12 protein-coding genes and 2 rRNA genes are annotated in these 16714 nt (G+C 57.4%); 4 read left to right on the forward strand and 10 right to left on the reverse strand.

The genetic code is table 11. From position 1 onward, the window contains the following. The 3 genes from F3I47_RS06870 to F3I47_RS06880 form a co-directional block, all read left to right on the forward strand. A 23S ribosomal RNA gene (locus F3I47_RS06870) occupies positions 1-100 on the forward strand; the annotation flags it as partial. Between the two features lie 204 nt (positions 101-304). Then, positions 305-420, forward strand: a 5S ribosomal RNA gene (rrf, locus tag F3I47_RS06875). Between the two features lie 277 nt (positions 421-697). Further along, positions 698-1987 (forward strand): MFS family transporter, encoded by a 1290-nt coding sequence (locus F3I47_RS06880; RefSeq protein ID WP_150028979.1) that lies wholly within the window; start codon positions 698-700, stop codon positions 1985-1987. A 158-nt stretch (positions 1988-2145) separates the two neighbouring features. Here the strand turns inward: F3I47_RS06880 and pssA are convergent, their stop codons facing one another. The 4 genes from pssA to trxC all read right to left on the reverse strand — a co-directional run bounded on the left by pssA (position 2146) and on the right by trxC (position 7587). After that, positions 2146-3501, reverse strand: coding sequence for a CDP-diacylglycerol--serine O-phosphatidyltransferase (gene pssA / locus F3I47_RS06885; RefSeq protein ID WP_058957954.1), 1356 nt, complete (start codon positions 3499-3501; stop codon positions 2146-2148). 117 nt (positions 3502-3618) lie between these two features. After that, positions 3619-6276, reverse strand: coding sequence for a bifunctional acetate--CoA ligase family protein/GNAT family N-acetyltransferase (locus F3I47_RS06890; RefSeq protein ID WP_150028978.1), 2658 nt, complete (start codon positions 6274-6276; stop codon positions 3619-3621). A 125-nt stretch (positions 6277-6401) separates the two neighbouring features. Next, positions 6402-7079 (reverse strand): tRNA-uridine aminocarboxypropyltransferase, encoded by a 678-nt coding sequence (locus tag F3I47_RS06895; RefSeq protein WP_150028977.1) that lies wholly within the window; start codon positions 7077-7079, stop codon positions 6402-6404. Positions 7080-7167: 88 nt separating this feature from the next. Next, entirely contained in the window at positions 7168-7587 is a 420-nt protein-coding gene (gene trxC, locus F3I47_RS06900) for a thioredoxin TrxC (RefSeq protein ID WP_009088541.1), read from the reverse strand. Positions 7588-7746: 159 nt separating this feature from the next. On the opposite strand from trxC, the gene F3I47_RS06905 reads away from it, so the two are divergent. Next, the gene (locus F3I47_RS06905) at positions 7747-8919 is read left to right on the forward strand and encodes a tRNA/rRNA methyltransferase (protein WP_058957956.1); all 1173 of its coding nucleotides are present in this window, start codon (positions 7747-7749) and stop codon (positions 8917-8919) included. A gap of 36 nt (positions 8920-8955) precedes the next feature. Here F3I47_RS06905 and emrB read toward each other — a convergent pair whose 3' ends face one another. The 6 genes from emrB to nrdI form a co-directional block, all read right to left on the reverse strand. After that, positions 8956-10491 carry a multidrug efflux MFS transporter permease subunit EmrB gene (gene emrB / locus F3I47_RS06910; protein WP_009088545.1) on the reverse strand — a complete coding sequence of 512 codons (1536 nt, stop codon included), beginning with the start codon at positions 10489-10491 and terminating at the stop codon, positions 8956-8958. 16 nt (positions 10492-10507) lie between these two features. Continuing rightward, positions 10508-11683, reverse strand: a complete 1176-nt coding sequence (gene emrA / locus F3I47_RS06915) for a multidrug efflux MFS transporter periplasmic adaptor subunit EmrA (RefSeq protein WP_150028976.1) — start codon at positions 11681-11683, stop codon at positions 10508-10510. A gap of 153 nt (positions 11684-11836) precedes the next feature. Continuing rightward, positions 11837-12367, reverse strand: coding sequence for a transcriptional repressor MprA (mprA, locus tag F3I47_RS06920; protein ID WP_003850381.1), 531 nt, complete (start codon positions 12365-12367; stop codon positions 11837-11839). Between the two features lie 855 nt (positions 12368-13222). Next, positions 13223-14182 carry a class 1b ribonucleoside-diphosphate reductase subunit beta gene (gene nrdF / locus F3I47_RS06930; RefSeq protein WP_111209037.1) on the reverse strand — a complete coding sequence of 320 codons (960 nt, stop codon included), beginning with the start codon at positions 14180-14182 and terminating at the stop codon, positions 13223-13225. Between the two features lie 8 nt (positions 14183-14190). Continuing rightward, on the reverse strand, positions 14191-16329 hold the full coding sequence (gene nrdE, locus F3I47_RS06935; protein WP_072215515.1) for a class 1b ribonucleoside-diphosphate reductase subunit alpha: 2139 nt from the start codon (positions 16327-16329) through the stop codon (positions 14191-14193). Then, on the reverse strand, positions 16299-16712 hold the full coding sequence (gene nrdI, locus F3I47_RS06940) for a class Ib ribonucleoside-diphosphate reductase assembly flavoprotein NrdI (RefSeq protein WP_009088554.1): 414 nt from the start codon (positions 16710-16712) through the stop codon (positions 16299-16301). Before nrdI ends, nrdE begins: the two co-directional genes overlap by 31 nt. Between the last annotated feature and the right edge of the window lie 2 nt (positions 16713-16714).

Raw genomic sequence — 16714 nt, forward strand, 5'->3', positions numbered from 1 at the left:
CCTGAAGGGACGTTGAAGACGACGACGTTGATAGGCCGGGTGTGTAAGCGCAGCGATGCGTTGAGCTAACCGGTACTAATGACCCGTGAGGCTTAACCTTACAACGCCAGAGGCGTTTTTGAGAGACACGATTTTCAGCTTTGTTTACCGGATTAAAGAATCTGCGGGAACGAAAGATTTTGCGGCGTGACAAGGCGCAGAGCGAGGACATCAGCGGGAGCATACTGAGGTATGTGACCGGTGTGGCTGAGCGATGGCAACGCGGTCATGACGTAAAAGATTCGTTCCGTGCACCAAGAATTTGCCTGGCGGCTGTAGCGCGGTGGTCCCACCTGACCCCATGCCGAACTCAGAAGTGAAACGCCGTAGCGCCGATGGTAGTGTGGGGCCTCCCCATGCGAGAGTAGGGAACTGCCAGGCATTATATAAGTGAAGAAGCCCCGCACTGACGTGCGGGGCTTTTTTACGTCTGAATTTTTCTGTTTTAAACTGAAATGCGGCGCTGATCCTCTGCATTCCTTCACTTTCTGACCTTCCATTTTTCCTGCCTTTATCGCCAGCAAACCGCTGATTTTTCGATAATTAGCGATGCGGCTCACAATAATAATCTCAGATTAGGCCGCCTTTACCTTCCGTGGACTTAAATGCTTTACTCATACTTTAAACGCTGTTGATCAGCAAGGAACAGAGGTAAGGCATGACACCCACAACAAATAAAATGCAGACGGATGATACAAAAAAGCGTATCTGGGCCATCGTCGGTGCGTCATCGGGTAACCTGGTAGAGTGGTTCGACTTTTATGTCTATTCATTCTTCTCACTCTATTTTGCCCACATTTTCTTCCCGCAGGGTGATACCACGACCCAGCTGCTCCAGACAGCGGGCGTATTTGCGGCCGGCTTCTTAATGCGTCCGATAGGGGGCTGGCTGTTCGGCTATATCGGCGACAAACATGGCCGAAAAAATTCGATGCTGGTTTCAGTCTGTATGATGTGTTTTGGCTCACTGGTGATCGCCTGCTTACCCGGTTATGCCACCATTGGTGTGGCGGCTCCGGTCATTCTGCTGCTGGCGCGTATGTTTCAGGGGCTGTCGGTAGGGGGCGAGTATGGAACCAGCGCAACCTACATGAGCGAAGTTGCGCTGGAAGGTCGCAAAGGTTTTTACGCCTCATTCCAGTATGTCACGCTGATCGGAGGCCAGTTAGCCGCAGTGCTCACCGTCGTGGTGTTGCAGTTTCTGCTCACCGATGCAGAACTGCGGAGCTGGGGCTGGCGTATTCCGTTCTTCCTTGGTGCGCTGCTCGCCGTTGTTGCGCTCTGGCTGCGCCGATCGCTGGAAGAGACCTCAGATAAAACCAGCCGTGAACATCGCGATGCAGGAAGCGTAATCGGGTTGCTGCGTAATCATACCCGTCCCTTCCTGATGGTGCTGGGTTTCACCGCTGGCGGCTCTCTGAGTTTCTACACGTTCACGACCTATATGCAGAAGTATCTGGTTAACACCTCGGGGATGGATCCTAAGACCGCCAGCGGCCTGATGACCGGCGCACTGCTGGTCTTTATGCTGATTCAGCCCATTATTGGTGCCCTGTCAGATAAAATTGGCCGTCGTACTTCAATGATGATTTTTGGCGCGGGCGCGGCCATCTGTACAGTCCCGATCCTGACCCTGCTGCAAAATGTGCAGAGCCCCGGCGTGGCTTTCATGTTGATCATGCTGGCGCTGCTAATCACCAGCTTCTACACCGCCATCAGCGGCATCCTTAAAGCCGAAATGTTTCCGCCTCAGGTGCGTGCACTGGGGGTAGGACTCTCCTATGCGGTCGCCAATGCGATTTTCGGTGGGTCGGCCGAGTATGTGGCCTTACTGATGAAGAAGCAGGGCATTGAGACAACCTTCTTCTGGTATGTCTCCGCGATGGGGGCGGTGGCCTTTGTGGTGTCGCTGTTACTGCATAAGCGCGGGAAGGGTATCAGGCTCTGACGCGATTACCGGCCTGGATTCCACGGGGCAATGCCGCTGGCTGTACCGGCGGCATCCCGGGTGAAGCTCCAGCCTGCGCCATCCGACCGGCTCTCATATCCCTTTGCCTGCTCCGGGGCCGCAGGATTCACATAGTGCGGCCTCTGAGCGGCAACCTTTTAAAGAATACGGCTGATTAGGCGATCGATACGGATCCGGCGCAGACGGCGGATCAGTTTCCGCACCTTGGCTGGATAATCCGCAATACTTTCGAGTTCACGGAAATGGTTCACGACCGTGGTGTGCTGCCGGATTAACGTCAGCTCCTTCTCACGCTGGACTGCTAACTCCTGATGCGGATCGTGGATCAGCACCGCATTTTCCAGATCGAGTCGCCATGCGCGCGGATTGAGATTATTACCGGTGATCAGCTGCCACTCATCATCCACCCACATCCCTTTGAGGTGATAGCTGTTCTCGCCATCCTTCCACAACCGTACGACCAGCTGTTCGTTGCTGACGTAGTATTGCAGGCGGCTCAGGAAGCGACGCAGGTTAATCTCATAGAGATAAGGCAGCGCACCAATGATCTTGAAGGGCTGATCGGGGGCGATGTAGAAGTCATTGGCGGTTTTATCCCCCACAATGATCTCAACCTGCTTACCCTGACGCAGCAGATGAATGATATTGCGAACCAGCAGCGCAGGCAGGTTGAAGTAGGGGGTGCAGATAATGAGTTTCTGCTCTGCACAGGGCATCAGGTGGAAAATCGTTTTGTTCAGCAGGCTATGCTTACCCAGTCCCACCAGCGGGGTGACCGCCAGCTCTTCGTTACCCGCATTTCCGTCGAACTGATAGTTAAAGCCACGCAGATCCTGACGAAACTGACGCGTTTCATTTTTGATTTCAGGACTGGAAGGGCGTTCTGCCACGTCGAGCCGGTTGACCGCTTCGGCTGGCTTAAGATTGAGATCGATCCAGGCATACATCGTATCGGTCAGCTGAGCATTGCGGATGATCTGGTAGCGGTCATAGCGATATTTATCATGCTGATGCAGATAGACATCATTAATGCTGGCTCCGCTGTAGATCAGCGTGTCATCAATAATGAAGCCTTTCAGATGGAGCACACCCAGCGCTTCGCGGGTATTAACCGGGATGCCATACACCGGAATCGCAATGTCGGCATGGCGGGTCGCCATTTCGCAATACCAGTCAGCGTTAGTGACGCCTCGCGCGGCACCAATGCGTCCACGCTGTGCACGATGCCAGTCAACCAGGATTGAAATATCCAGTTCCGGACGCGCCTGCTTCGCACGGTAGAGCGCATCCATGATGGCGCGCCCGGCATCATCATTTTCCAGATAGAGCGCAACGATACAGATGCGGGTCTGCGCTGCGGCAATTTTTTCCAGCAGCGTCTCACGAAATTCGGCAGGCGAGTAAAGTGTCGACACATCCGCAACGGATTGTGACAGTTTCGGCAACTGTGCGAGGTGTTGTTGGTGTTTATTACGTTTGAATTTAGACAACATCACAGTGCACTTCTTCTCTGTTCATTGCATGGCCTTTTGCCATCAAATCAGGGTTATAACCATAAATAATAACATTAACTCCGTCGACCCGAACCTTTTTTACCTTTCTCTACAAGGTTAGTTGATCCCCTCCTGTAAAGGCAATTTCAGGCTGACAATACCGTCATCCAGTTGAATATCAACATGAAAGTTAAGTTTTCGTGCCAGCGTAATCATGCCGCGGTTGTGGGGCATGGTGATACCGTTTAATTGTTGCAAGCCGTGATGGCGCGTATAGCGGATCATCTTTTCCAGCAGGCGGCGCCCCATTCCCAGCCCTTTGAGGTCAGAACGCACCAGCACCGAGAACTCGGCGTCGATGTTATCGGCATCTGAGATAGCGCGCGTGACGCCGATGATCTCAGGGTGTCCCTGATGGTGACGCACGGCCACAATCGCCATCTCACGGTCATAATCGATTTGCGTCATGTTGGCGAGGTCTTCATGGGTAAACTCATTGATTTCGCTAAAATAGCGATAGTAGAGATCCTCTTTCGTGACCTGGCTGATAAAGTCGCGCAGCAGGGGTTCATCTTCAGGCAGGATGGGACGGAACAGGCAGAACTGCCCATCTTTTAATTCGACCTGCTCTTCCAGATGCTGCGGATAAGGGCGGATAGCCAGCCGTGCTTCATTGTCACCGTGGAAGGGGGCCAGCGTCAGGGTGACGTCCAGCAGGGTAAAATCACTACCCGCCGCCAGCAGCGGATGGATATCGAGCCGATCGATTTCCGGGCAGTCGACCACAAGGTTTGAGACCTGCACCAGCAGCTGACTTAATCCGGCGATATCCAGCGGATTCAGGGCGCTGCGGCTGCGGATTTTTCCGCTCTTGATCGCCTGAATCACCAGATAGCGCGCCAGCGTCATGTTGAGCGGCGGCAGCGCAACGGCGGCCTGTTTGTCAGCCTGCCACTCGACGCCGCCTTCACCCAGCATGATGATCGGGCCAAACAGTGCATCCTGTTCGACCACAACCCGCAGCTCCTGTGCGCCCGCACGGCTTGCCATGCCCTGAACCAGTAGCCCTTCAATACGCGCCTGCGGCAGCGTCTGCCTGACCCGATCGAAAATGGCTTCGGCGGCGCGCTCCACTTCACTGGCATTGCGCAGGTAGAGCATCACCCCCTGCACCTCCGACTTATGCGCGATATCGGGTGAACGCAGCTTGAGCGCCACCGGATAGCCAATCTGGTCGGCAATCGTTACGGCCGACGCGCTGTCGCTGGCAATCCAGGTCGGCAGCGTGGTCAGCCCGTATGCCTGAAGAACCGGCTGCACTTCGTGCGTATCCAGCGCCGTGATCCCGCGCGCCAGGGCCTGGGAGAGTAACTGGTGAACATGCGCGCTATCCTGCGTCAGCGTCGCGGGGAGGGCAGGGGTTTCGCGCAGCTGCTTCTGGTTACGCCGGTATTCAACCTGATGCATAAACGCGGTGACGGTGCCCTCCGGCGTGCGCCAGGTGGGGATTCCCGCCTGGGTAAAGGCGCGTCGTGCCGCCTGCGAAGAGAACTCTCCGCTCCAGTTAGTCAGCAGGGTTACCCGCTTACCGCGCGGGTGACGGGCAAGGGTTTCGATAAGGTGGCTGGCCGTTTCGGTAGGGGGCGCAACCGCGCTTGGCGCATGAATAATCATCAGCGCATCAAAGTCATGACTGTCGAGCAGGATCTCCACACAGGCGGCATAGCGCGCGGGCGTTGCATCATCCTTTAAGTCGAGCGGATTGCCCCGGCCCGCGCCTGTGGGCAACAGCGCCTCCAGCTGCTGACGGGTCTGTTCGCTGAGCTGTGCCAGTTTGCCGTTGCGGGCATAGAGCTCATCCAGCGCCAGCGCAGCAGGGGCGGCACCATTACTGACGATCATCAGCCGGTCACCCCGCAGCGGCCGCATATGACTCAGCGATTCCACCGCAGAGAAGAGCTCATGGGTATCCTGCACCCGTAGCAACCCGGCACGCTGAATGGCGGCATCCCAGGCCGCATCCAGGCCGCTATGGGTGCCGAGCAGCGCCTGCGCTTCACGGCTGCGACCGCTCTTAATCACCAGAATCGGCTTGTTGCGGGAGGCACTGCGCGAGGCGGAAACGAAACGGCGTGCGTCACTGAGGTGTTCAAGGTAGAGCAGAATGGCGCTGGTTTTACCGTCGCGCGCCAGGAAGTCGAGCAGGTCGTCGACATCGGTGTCCAGGCTGTCACCCAGAGCGATAAACCAGGAGAACCCGAGGTTACGCTGCTGCGCCCAGTCGAGAATGGTATTCGAGACGGCGGCGGACTGGGAGATAAAGGCGAGTCGGCCTTTGGCTATCGGCACCGGTGAGAAGCTGGCATTTAATCCCTGCCAGGGGGCCAGCAGGCCAAGACTGTTTGGTCCCAGCAGGCGTATCTGCCACTGACTGGCGCACGCTTTAAGTTCAGCAGACTGGCTGGCGGGGGCCGAAAGGATGATGCAGGCCTTGCAGCCTTTTTCGCCGAGCTGTTGCAGCAGCGCAAGGTTGCGCTTTGAATGGGTGCAGATGACCGCCAGATCCGGCGCGAAAGGCAGGCTGTCGATGGTGGGCCAGGCCAGGACACCGCTGACCGCCTTATATTTCGGCGTCACCGGCAGCACCGGTCCGCTGAATCCGCCCGCCAGCAGGTTTCGCATCATAAAGTAGCCGGCGCGCCCCGGCGTCACCGAGGCACCAATAACCGCAATGGATTTAGGTCGTAACAGCGCTTCCAGCCCACGTTGACTCATCGCGTCCTCCAGAGTTCGGGATTTGCGTGATTGTAAACGCTTTTTGCGGGCCGTGCTTTCGGGCAGATCGCAGCCTGAGCATCCGGCCGCGCAGGCCTCAGGCAACCGGTGAGAAGCGGTGCCGGTTAATCCTGCCCGGCGTGATGCGGTTTGCCCGCCAGGTAGGCGGCACGAAAGCGATCAAAATGGTGAGATAATGCGTCTGCCGCGAGCCGATCGCCCGCCTGCTCCAGCAGCGCCGCGGCGACTTCAGCGGTACAGTGCTGACCTGCGCCATGGGCTTCGCGCAGCGTGTAACGCGAAGGGGTAGTGACATTCAGCGACATGACCGGCAGGGCATCGAGCCAGGGGCTTTTGCGGAACATTTTGCGCGCTTCGGTCCAGGTGCCATCCAGCATAATAAACAGCGGCGGTTTCCCCTGCGTGGGCGGCGAGGTCAGCACCTCCCGGCCCGGATCGGCATAGCTGGCCGGAAAGACCACCAGCGGCTGGTAATCGGGGTTGCGCACAGCCGCCAGCAGCAGCGGATCGGGCTCGGTGCGTGACCAGCCGAAGGCCTGGGTGTCGGGCAGAATATCGGCAATCAGACGGCCGGTGTTGCTCGGCTTCATCGGTTCGGTATCAAACATCACCAGACAAAAGCGGCTGCGGGCGGCTTGCGGGACGATCTGGCTGCAGAGACAGCTGGCCTCAGGCAGCAGGCAGCCCTGGCAGCGAATGACCCGGTTTCCGCGCGCGAGGAAAGGACGGGTCGCGCGGGCGAGACGTTGGGTGCGCAAGCGCAAAACAGCATTATCAGACATGAGTATTCAGGGCAGGAAAAACGTCAGTGTAATCGAAGCGCAGGCGAAAAGGAAAAGGCCAGCCGGGCTGGCCTGGGAAGATTGAAGATTAAAGGGATTCGTCCAGCCATTCGTTAAACGGCGCTTTGGGCATGGCACCGTTCAGCATGTCGACCCGCTCGCCGTTTTTAAACAGCATGATGGTCGGGATACTGCGAATGTTGAAGCGGGCGCTCAGCGCCGGTTCCGCTTCGGTGTTCACTTTAATGAAGCGCACTTTACCGCTGCGCTCACTGGCGACATCTTTAAAGACCGGCGCAAAGTTGACGCACGGACCGCACCACGGCGCCCAGAAATCAATCACGACGGGCAGGTCGTCCTGGAGATATTTGTCGAAGGTCGCGGCGGTGGCGTTGACCACTTCACCGTCGAACAGTTCGCTTCCACAGCGTCCGCATTTCGCCGCATCGGCAAGGCGCTCTTCGGGAACGCGATTAGTTGCCTGGCAGGAAGCGCATACCGTATTCATAGGAACCTCTGAAGTTGGAAAGTGTCAGTCTGGTAATTATTGTCCATTATGAAAGGGGAGCGATTTACCCTCAATCTGGATCGCTCTATAGGTTCAATAGTTGATAGCTAAGCGCCGGCACATCAGGTAATCTGCGCGCTCTCAATGCAGGAGGAAGACATGAACGACGAATTTAAAGGCAAAAGCGGTAAGGTTAAGGTGATGTACGTGCGTGGCGAGGATGAAAAGAGCACATCTAATCCTCGTACAGGCAAAGGTGGTTACGCTGCCGCCCGCCAGGATGATAATCGTCGTTCATCGGGTTCCCGCACAGAACGTAGCCAGGAAGGCGGCCGCTCTGCGGGTCGTCGCAGCGACGACAGCGGCCGCAGCGGTTCAGCGCGCCGCGACGAAGGCGGACGGGGTGCGCCACGCCGCTCGGGTGAGGGTTCAGGCCGTCGCAACGAGCGCTCTGACGATCGTAGCTACGGCAGCAGCGACTCCCCATGGCGGACCGTGTCACGCGCGCCTTCTGCCGATCGCACCGCGGCGTCAGAAAGCGACAAGCCGGATCACGGCGGCATCAGCGGCAAGAGCTTCGTCGATCCGGAGCAGATTCGTCGTCAGCGTAACGAAGAGACGCGCGTCTATGGTGAGAACGCCTGTCAGGCCCTGTTCCAGAGCCGTCCGGAAGCGATTGTCCGCGCCTGGTTTGTGCAGGAAGTGACACCGCGTTTCCGCGAAACCCTGCGCTGGCTGGCGGCCAACCGCAAAGCCTATCATGTGGTTGAAGATGCCGAGATCACCAAAGCCTCCGGCACTGAGCATCATGGCGGCGTCTGCTTCCTGATCAAAAAGCGCATGGGTATGGCGGTTTCTGAGTGGCTGGGTCAGGCGAATGCCAAAGATTGTGTACTGGCACTGGAAGATGTCAGCAACCCGCATAACCTCGGCGCAATCATGCGCAGCTGCGCGCACTTTGGCGTGAAAGGTCTGCTGGTCAACGACGCCTCTCTGCTGGAGTCCGGTGCGGCGGTGCGTACCGCAGAGGGCGGAGCCGAGCATGTGCAGGCGATCAGCGGTGCCACCTTCAGTGAAGGTCTGGAAGCGTTTCGCAAAGCGGGTTACACCATCGTCACCACCTCCAGCCATCAGGGTACGCCCCTGGCTCAGGCTGAGCTGCCGGAAAAAATGGTGCTGGTATTAGGTCAGGAGCGCGAAGGTCTCTCTGACACGGCGTTTCAGCAGGGGGATATGAGCGTGTCGATTGGCGGCACCGGCAACGTCGAGAGCCTTAATGTCTCGGTTGCTACCGGCGTGCTGCTCGCCGAATGGTGGCGTCAGAACGCATAAAAAAACGGGCCGAAAGGCCCGTTTTGCTTTGTCTCATCAATGCGCGCCACCGCCCCCGCCGCCCGCGCCAAACGGCGGACGGGCAAACCAGATCAGCACCAGCAGGATCAGAAACACCCCCGCCGACGCCCAGAAAATTTCATTCGCTGAAATAATCAGTCCCTGGTTAGTGATCTGCTGCGCGATCCAGGCCGACGCCTGTTGCTGCGTCATCCCCATGCCCTCCAGCTGGCTGTACATCTGCTGCGAATTGACGTTGTACGGGGTAATCGACTCCGTCAGATAGCTGTGATGCATTGACTCGCGATTGGTCCACATGGTGGTGGTAATCGACGTACCCACTGACCCGGCAAAGGTTCGCAGGAAGTTTGACAGGCTGGAAGCGGCCGCCAGACGCTCCGGGGGGAGGCCCGACAGCGTGATGGTGGTCAGCGGCATAAAGAAGCAGGCCACGGCAAAGCCCTGAATAAACTGCGGCCAGGCGGAAGCGCCGAAGTCCATACCCGGTTCAAACGTCCAGGCGCGCCAGTAGAAGCAGACCGCATACATAATGAAACTGAAGGTGACCAGCCGTCGCATGTCGAGCTTATGGGCGAAGCGACCGATAATCGGCGACAGGATCACGGGGATGATCCCCACCGGCGCAGAGGCCAGACCGGCCCAGGTCGCGGTATAGCCGTAGACCTCCTGCAGCAGCTGCGGCAGCAGCACAATCGAGCCAAAGTAGAGCATGTAAGCCAGACTGATCGACAGGCAGCCGATGGTGAAATTGCGCGACTTAAACAGCGACAGGTCGATGATCGGATGATCGTCCGTCAGCTCCCACACCAGCAGCACGGAGAGCGCAATCACGGCCACCACCCCCAGCACGATGATCTCCGTCGAGCTGAACCAGTCGAGCTCTTTCCCGCGATCGAGCATCACCTGCAGACAGCCGATCCCGACGACCAGCAGCACCAGACCGACCGTATCGATGGGGCGGATTTCGGTTTTAGTTTCCCGGCCTCGCAGCGTCTGCAGCGTCAGCATCACCACCACCGCACCAATCGGTACGTTGATGAAGAAGATCCAGCCCCAGTGATAGTTGTCGCTGATCCAGCCGCCCAGAATCGGGCCGCAGATCGGCGCTACGATCACCGTCATCGCCCACAGCGACAGCGCGATACTGCGTTTAGCGGGCGGATAGTTACTGAGCAACAGACTTTGCGACAGCGGGATCAGCGGACCCGCCACGATCCCCTGCAGGATACGGAAGAAGATCAGCATCTCCAGGCTCTCTGACATGCCGCACGCCCAGGAGGCGACAGCAAACAGAATGGTCGCCCAGGTAAACAGCTTCACTTCACCGATGCGTCTGGCCAGCCAGCCGGTCAGGGGGATCGAAATCGCATTGGCTACGCCAAACGAGGTGATCACCCAGGTTCCCTGCGAGTTAGACGCGCCCAGGTTCCCGGCAATGGTGGGGATAGCCACGTTGGCGATGGTCGAGTCCAGCACCTGCATGAACGTGGCCAGCGACAGCGCCACGGTCATCAGGACCAGCGGCATCCCTTCAAGCGGTTTTTGTGCCATTACAGCCTCCGCGGCATCATCCGGCGTTGGCGCGGACGATATCGGTGATCAGTTTATTGACCGGCGCAAGTTCAATCGCCAGGGCGTTGCTGCTGTAAGCGGCCTGCTGCCGGACACTGTTCGCCAGCGTAATGCCCTCTTTGCTGGTGGTATCGATCTTCACCAGCGTTGAGAGGCCAATACGCAGGGGATGTCTGGCGATATCGTCCTGATTCAGTTCGATTCGCACCGGCAGGCGCTGAACCACCTTAATCCAGTTACCGGTGGCATTCTGGGCGGGCAGCAGCGAGAAGGCGCTGCCGGTGCCCATATCCAGACCGGCGACTTTGCCGTGATAGACCACATCATCACCATAGATATCCGCCACCACGGTAGCGGGCTGACCAATACGCACGCCAGCCAGCTGTGTCTCTTTAAAGTTGGCGTCGACCCACAGATTGGTTGCCGGAACAACGGCCAGCAGCGGGGTGCTGGTGGAGATTTGTGAACCCACCTGAACGCTGCGACGGGAGACATAACCGTCCATCGGGCTGCGGATGTCGGTTCGCTGCAGGGCCAGCCAGGCGTCACGCAGTTCAGCGGCGCTCTGCTGCACCGCAGGCTGATTTTCCAGCGTGGTATTGAGGATCATCGCCTGATTGGCATTGTATTGCTGAACGGCGACGTCCAGCTGCGCTTTGGCGGTCGCCACGGCGTCGCGGGCATGCTGCAGCTCTTCACGGCCAATCAGATTAGCGGCACCCAGAGGCTCCCGGCGTTTCAGGTCAGCCTGCGCCTGGGCCAGAGCGGTCTGCTGCAGGGTGATGCTGGCTTCATACTGCTTACCGTTGATCATCAGCTGATGCGTCTGACGCACGCTGGTGGCGAGGGCCGTCTGCGCTTTTTCAAACGCCTGCTCGGCATCGGTCTTATCCAGGGAGACCAGCACATCGCCTTTTTTGACGTAGTCGGTGTCTTCAAACCAGACTTTATTGACGCTGCCGGAGACCTGGGCCATCACCTGCACCTGGTTACCGGCAACGTAGGCATCATCCGTTTCCTGAAAATGGCGCAGTACCAGGAACCAGTAAACACCCCAGGCAATCCCAATCAGCACAAATATCAGCGCCAGCACAATGAGCACACCTTTGCGCTTCTTCTTTTTGTTGCTGGCTGACGGTTGCGGGCTCTGTGCTTCTGCCGTTGCACTCATGTCTTTCTCCACGTATTCCATTGAGTCGGGGAGGGGCAGGGATCCCTGTCCGCCGGCGCCCGAGTCGAAAAAGCCAGCGACTGAGCGCTGGCCAGATAAAAAAGGAACTTAAAATAACGATTCCGACAGGTGATTGTGTCGCACTTATTGCTATCAGCGGGACAGTGAGGCGATCAGCTGATCTTCATCCATTTTGTCGAGGCGGTTAAGCAGCTTGCGGGTGATTCCTTCCAGCTGCGACTTCTCATCAACCGACAGAGAAGACCAGAGATATTGCAGGCTCTGATGCTGCGGGGGCAGCAGCTGACGCAGGAACTCCATGCCTTTGTCGGTCAGATGCAGGTGCAGGCAACGGCGGTCGTGATCGCTTTCGCGACGCTCAATCCAGCCGCGTTTTTCCAGCTCATCAGCAATACGCGTAGCATTGGTGCGTGACGAGCCAAGGGCTGAGCTGAGTTCCGAAGGCTGAATGCTGTGATTTTCCTGAGCATCCAGCGTGATCAGCGCCATAAACAGGGTTTCGTTGATCCCCTGTGCTTTCAACATCTTATTACGATTGTCCAGCAGTTTACCCTGCATATGCATACAGAGACGCGTCAGGATAATTTCCTGTAACGGAAAATCCTTATGGCGATTGGCACGGATGTTTAGCATCTGCTCAATGGGAGTAAACGAACTTTCCATTAAAAAAAACCTCACTAATTGCAACTTGTATAATAACTATGGTGACAGGCTAAGCGTAGTCACTTTTCGGCAGGTGATCGCTGACCGACGCACGCTGCACCATTAAAGGTGTTCCAGGCCATTCCCTGGCCCTGGGTCAAAAACCCGTCCGCCCGGCGGCAGCCGCAGTGCCAGAGCGTTATCAAAAAGGGGGCAAATTTAATAATATCGCGAGGAAAAATAACTGAAGTGAATAGGTTTGCTGCTAACCATAACAAACCTAACCATTTGTGACCAGATGCAATCCGCTTTCCGGACAGAGTTCAGTGAATTTTTCGGGTTCAGCATGCGATCCGGCGGCCCCCACCCGACCCGGCAGGCCGATTTCATCCTCTGAGACGTGACAGGGTGCTCCGGCGAGGCTGACAGAGAGGGAAGAGTGCTGAGCAATCGTATGAGCAGGGGCTGAACGTCGTCGTTGCTGCCCACGCAGAGGCCGGTGGCTACCGACTGCGGGAGCACTGAAACGGGCGTCAGACCCTGACGGGGCGCAGGCATAAACTGTGTCGTTCGCTAATAATCATTTGAGGTTAATAATAACTCAAAAAACTATTTCACACGCATGTTTATTAGCAGGCCAGACCAGTCATAACAAGAGGTTTAAACCTCGGTAGAGGATTTACGGGTGACGTTATGCGAACAGGCTCAGGAAGCATACGCCTTTCGCAAAGACGCAAAAGATGCCATCCATGGCATGCTCAGCGCGGGCCATCCCTGGCCCGCTATGCTTTGCTACAGGCGTATGCTCCCATCGCTTTGAGTTTTGGCGCCGTCTGAATGAAGAAACGCTTTCAGATCAGGACGACCTGCCCGCCATCAGAAGTTCCAGTCCTCATCTTCCGTCTCGACCGCCTTACCCATCACATAGGATGAGCCCGAACCGGAGAAGAAGTCGTGGTTTTCATCTGCGTTGGGTGACAGCGCTGACAGAATGGCCGGATTCACCGCCGTCAGCTCCGCCGGGAACAGCGCCTCGTAGCCGAGGTTCATCAGGGCCTTGTTGGCGTTGTAGTGCAGAAAAGTCTTCACCTCCTCCACCCAGCCGACCTCACCATACAGCGCCTCGGTATAAGCCACTTCATTCTCATACAATGCCAGCAGCAGATCGTATGCGAACTGCTGCAGCGCTTCGCGGCGCTGATCGTCCACCGTCGCCAGCGCCTGCTGGAACTTGTAGCCAATGTAATAACCGTGCACCGCCTCATCACGAATAATCAGGCGGATCAGATCCGCGGTGTTGGTCAGCTTGCCGCGACTCGACCAGTACATCGGCAGCCAGAAGCCGGAATAGAACAAAAACGACTCCAGGAAAACGCTGGCGATTTTTTTCTTCAGCGGATCGTCGGCCTGATAGTGTTCCAGAATGATGCGCGCCTTGTTCTGCAGCGGCGCATTCTCTTCGCTCCACTGATAGGCGGCATCCACATCCTGCGTGTTACACAGGGTTGAGAAGATGGAGCTGTAGGAGCGGGCATGCACCGCCTCCATGAAGCTGATATTCGACAGCACCGCCTCTTCATGCGGGGTTATGGCATCGCCCATCAGTCCCGGCGCACCGATCACGTTCTGAATGGTATCCAGCAGCGTCAGACCGGTAAAAACCCGGATGGTCAGCTGCTGCTGCTGTTTATCCAGCGTCTGCCAGGCAGGCAGGTCGTTGGAGAGCGGCACTTTCTCCGGCAGCCAGAAGTTGCTGGTGAGGCGGTTCCAGACCTCAAGATCTTTCTCATCCTGAAGACGGTTCCAGTTAATGGCCTGAATCTGTTTTAGTTGCATAGTGTTTATCACAGGGAGCAGGAGACGCAGCCCTGAACCTCCGTGCCCTGAAGCGCCATCTGGCGCAGTCGAATGTAATAGAGCGTTTTGATGCCTTTCTTCCACGCGTAAATCTGTGCTTTGTTGATGTCACGGGTGGTGACGTCGTCGCGGAAAAAGAGCGTCAGCGACAGCCCCTGATCAACGTGCTGAGTCGCTTCTGCATAGGTATCAATAATCGCTTCCGGCCCAATCTGATACGCATCCTGATAGAGATGCAGATTCTCATTGGTCATGAACGGCGCGGGATAGTAGACGCGTCCGGTTTTGCCCTCTTTACGGATCTCGATCGGCGAAACAATCGGATGGATGCTGGAGGTGGCGTGGTTGATGTAGGAGATCGAACCGGTCGGCGGGATCGCCTGCAGGTTCTGATTAAACAGCCCGTGCTGCATTACCGCATCGCGCAGCGCCTGCCAGTCCGCCCGGGTCGGCAGCGTCACGCCGGCGTCGGCAAACAGTTTTGCCACCCGTTCGGTGCGCGGCAGCCATTCGCGCTGCAGATATTTGTCGAAATAGACGCCGCTGGCGTACTGCGAATCAGCAAAACCGTCGAAGGTCTGCTGACGCTCCTGTGCCAGCTGATTAGAGGTGCGCAGCGCGTAATAGGTGATGCAGTAAAAGTAGAGGTTGGTGAAATCGAGCGCTTCCGGCGAACCGTAGACGATGCCTTCCCGCGCCAGATAGCCGTGCAGGTTCATCTGACCCAGGCCAATGGCGTGCGACCGCCGGTTTCCTTCGGCGACCGACGGCACCGACGCGATCTCACTCATCATCGACACCGAGGTCAGGGCGCGTACCGCCACGTCCACGGTGCGCGCCAGATCGCGGGAATCCATGGCGTGGGCAATATTGAGTGAGCCAAGATTGCAGGAGATATCTTTGCCGACCCGGCGATAGCTGAGATCGTCAAAGTACTCGCTGGCGCTGTTCACCTGCAGGATCTCTGAACAGAGGTTGCTCATATTGATACGACCGGCAATCGGATTGCTGCGGTTCACGCTGTCCTCATACATGATGTAGGGGTAGCCTGACTCAAACTGAATCTCAGCCAGCGTCTGGAAGAAGTCACGCGGCTGAATCCAGGTTTTGCGGATGCGATCGTCGGCCAGCATCTCGTCATACTTCTCGCTGATGCTGATATCGCCAAAGGCCTGGCCGTAAATGCGCTCAACATCGTAGGGCGAGAACAGCGCCATCGGCTGGTTCTCTTTCGCCAGCCGGAAGGTGACATCGGGGATCACCACGCCCAGCGACAGGGTCTTGATGCGGATCTTCTCATCGGCGTTTTCGCGCTTGGTGTCGAGAAAGCGGAAAATATCGGGATGGTGCGCGTTCAGCCATACCGCGCCCGCGCCCTGACGAGCGCCCAGCTGATTGGCATAGGAGAAGGCATCCTCCAGCATCTTCATGACCGGGATGACGCCCGACGACTGGTTTTCGATACGCTTGATGGGCGCACCGGACTCACGCAGGTTGGAGAGTAAAAAGGCGACGCCGCCGCCGCGCTTTGAGAGCTGCAGCGCGGAGTTCACGGCACGGCCGATGGACTCCATGTTGTCTTCAATGCGCAGCAGGAAGCAGGAGACCAGCTCGCCGCGCTGCTGCTTGCCGCAGTTGAGAAAGGTGGGAGTGGCAGGCTGGAAGCGGCCGCTGAGGATCTCCTCCAGCAGCGCACGCGCCAGGGTTTCATCGCCCTGAGCCAGAGTCAGCGCCACCATGCAGGCGCGCTGTTCAAAGGTTTCCAGATAGCGTTTGCCGTCGAAGGTTTTCAGCGTGTAGCTGGTGTAGTACTTCCAGGCACCCAGGAAGGTTTTGAACTCAAATCCCCACGTCTCCGCCACCTCATGCAGCGCAAGCAGGAAGTCGAAATCGTACTGGTTCAGCACCTCAGCTTCGTAATAGCTCTCCGCCACCAGATAGCGTAAACGCTCGGCGCGGCTGGCGAACTTCACCGTGTTCGGCTCCACATGCTGCAGATGAAACTGACGGGTCGCTTCGCGATCCTTGTCGAACTGGATGCGCCCCTCCGCGTCATAGAGGTTGAGCATGGCGTTGAGCGCGTGATAGTCGAGCGTCACGCCGTTGAGGGTGTCTGTTGTTGCCAAAATTGGGTTACTCCCGCTTTAACGTTCGCGATGTCGTCCGGAGTTCCCATCAGCTCAAAACGATAGAGCAGGGGAACCTGACATTTTTTTGCAATGATGCTGCCCGCCAGACAGTAACCGGCGCCGAAGTTCCGGTTGCCCGCGGCGATGACGCCACGGATTTCCCGCCGGTTGGCCTCATCATTAAGAAACTGAATCACCTGACCGGGTACGGCACCGCGACTGCTGCCACCGCCGTAGCTGGGCACGACCAGAATATAGGGCTGGTCGATATGCAGCGTCTGACGGGCATCAAGCGGGATGCGCCGGGCTGGCAGGCCAAGGCGCGTCACAAACCGGTGGGTGTTTTCCGACTGGCTGGAAAAATAGACCAGCGGGAACATGC

Origin of the sequence: Pantoea sp. M_10, from assembly GCF_008631515.1 — a bacterium.
In the GTDB taxonomy this organism is placed as follows: Bacteria; Pseudomonadota; Gammaproteobacteria; order Enterobacterales; family Enterobacteriaceae; genus Pantoea; species Pantoea anthophila.

What these genes read in the sequence shown, in the direction of transcription:
- F3I47_RS06880 (WP_150028979.1), top strand. Translation starts at nt 698, where the DNA reads ATGACACCCACAACAAATAAAATGCAGACGGATGATACAAAAAAGCGT.
- pssA (WP_058957954.1), bottom strand. Translation starts at nt 3,501, where the DNA reads ATGTTGTCTAAATTCAAACGTAATAAACACCAACAACACCTCGCACAG.
- F3I47_RS06890 (WP_150028978.1), bottom strand. Translation starts at nt 6,276, where the DNA reads ATGAGTCAACGTGGGCTGGAAGCGCTGTTACGACCTAAATCCATTGCG.
- F3I47_RS06895 (WP_150028977.1), bottom strand. Translation starts at nt 7,079, where the DNA reads ATGTCTGATAATGCTGTTTTGCGCTTGCGCACCCAACGTCTCGCCCGC.
- trxC (WP_009088541.1), bottom strand. Translation starts at nt 7,587, where the DNA reads ATGAATACGGTATGCGCTTCCTGCCAGGCAACTAATCGCGTTCCCGAA.
- F3I47_RS06905 (WP_058957956.1), top strand. Translation starts at nt 7,747, where the DNA reads ATGAACGACGAATTTAAAGGCAAAAGCGGTAAGGTTAAGGTGATGTAC.
- emrB (WP_009088545.1), bottom strand. Translation starts at nt 10,491, where the DNA reads ATGGCACAAAAACCGCTTGAAGGGATGCCGCTGGTCCTGATGACCGTG.
- emrA (WP_150028976.1), bottom strand. Translation starts at nt 11,683, where the DNA reads ATGAGTGCAACGGCAGAAGCACAGAGCCCGCAACCGTCAGCCAGCAAC.
- mprA (WP_003850381.1), bottom strand. Translation starts at nt 12,367, where the DNA reads ATGGAAAGTTCGTTTACTCCCATTGAGCAGATGCTAAACATCCGTGCC.
- nrdF (WP_111209037.1), bottom strand. Translation starts at nt 14,182, where the DNA reads ATGCAACTAAAACAGATTCAGGCCATTAACTGGAACCGTCTTCAGGAT.
- nrdI (WP_009088554.1), bottom strand. Translation starts at nt 16,712, where the DNA reads ATGTTCCCGCTGGTCTATTTTTCCAGCCAGTCGGAAAACACCCACCGG.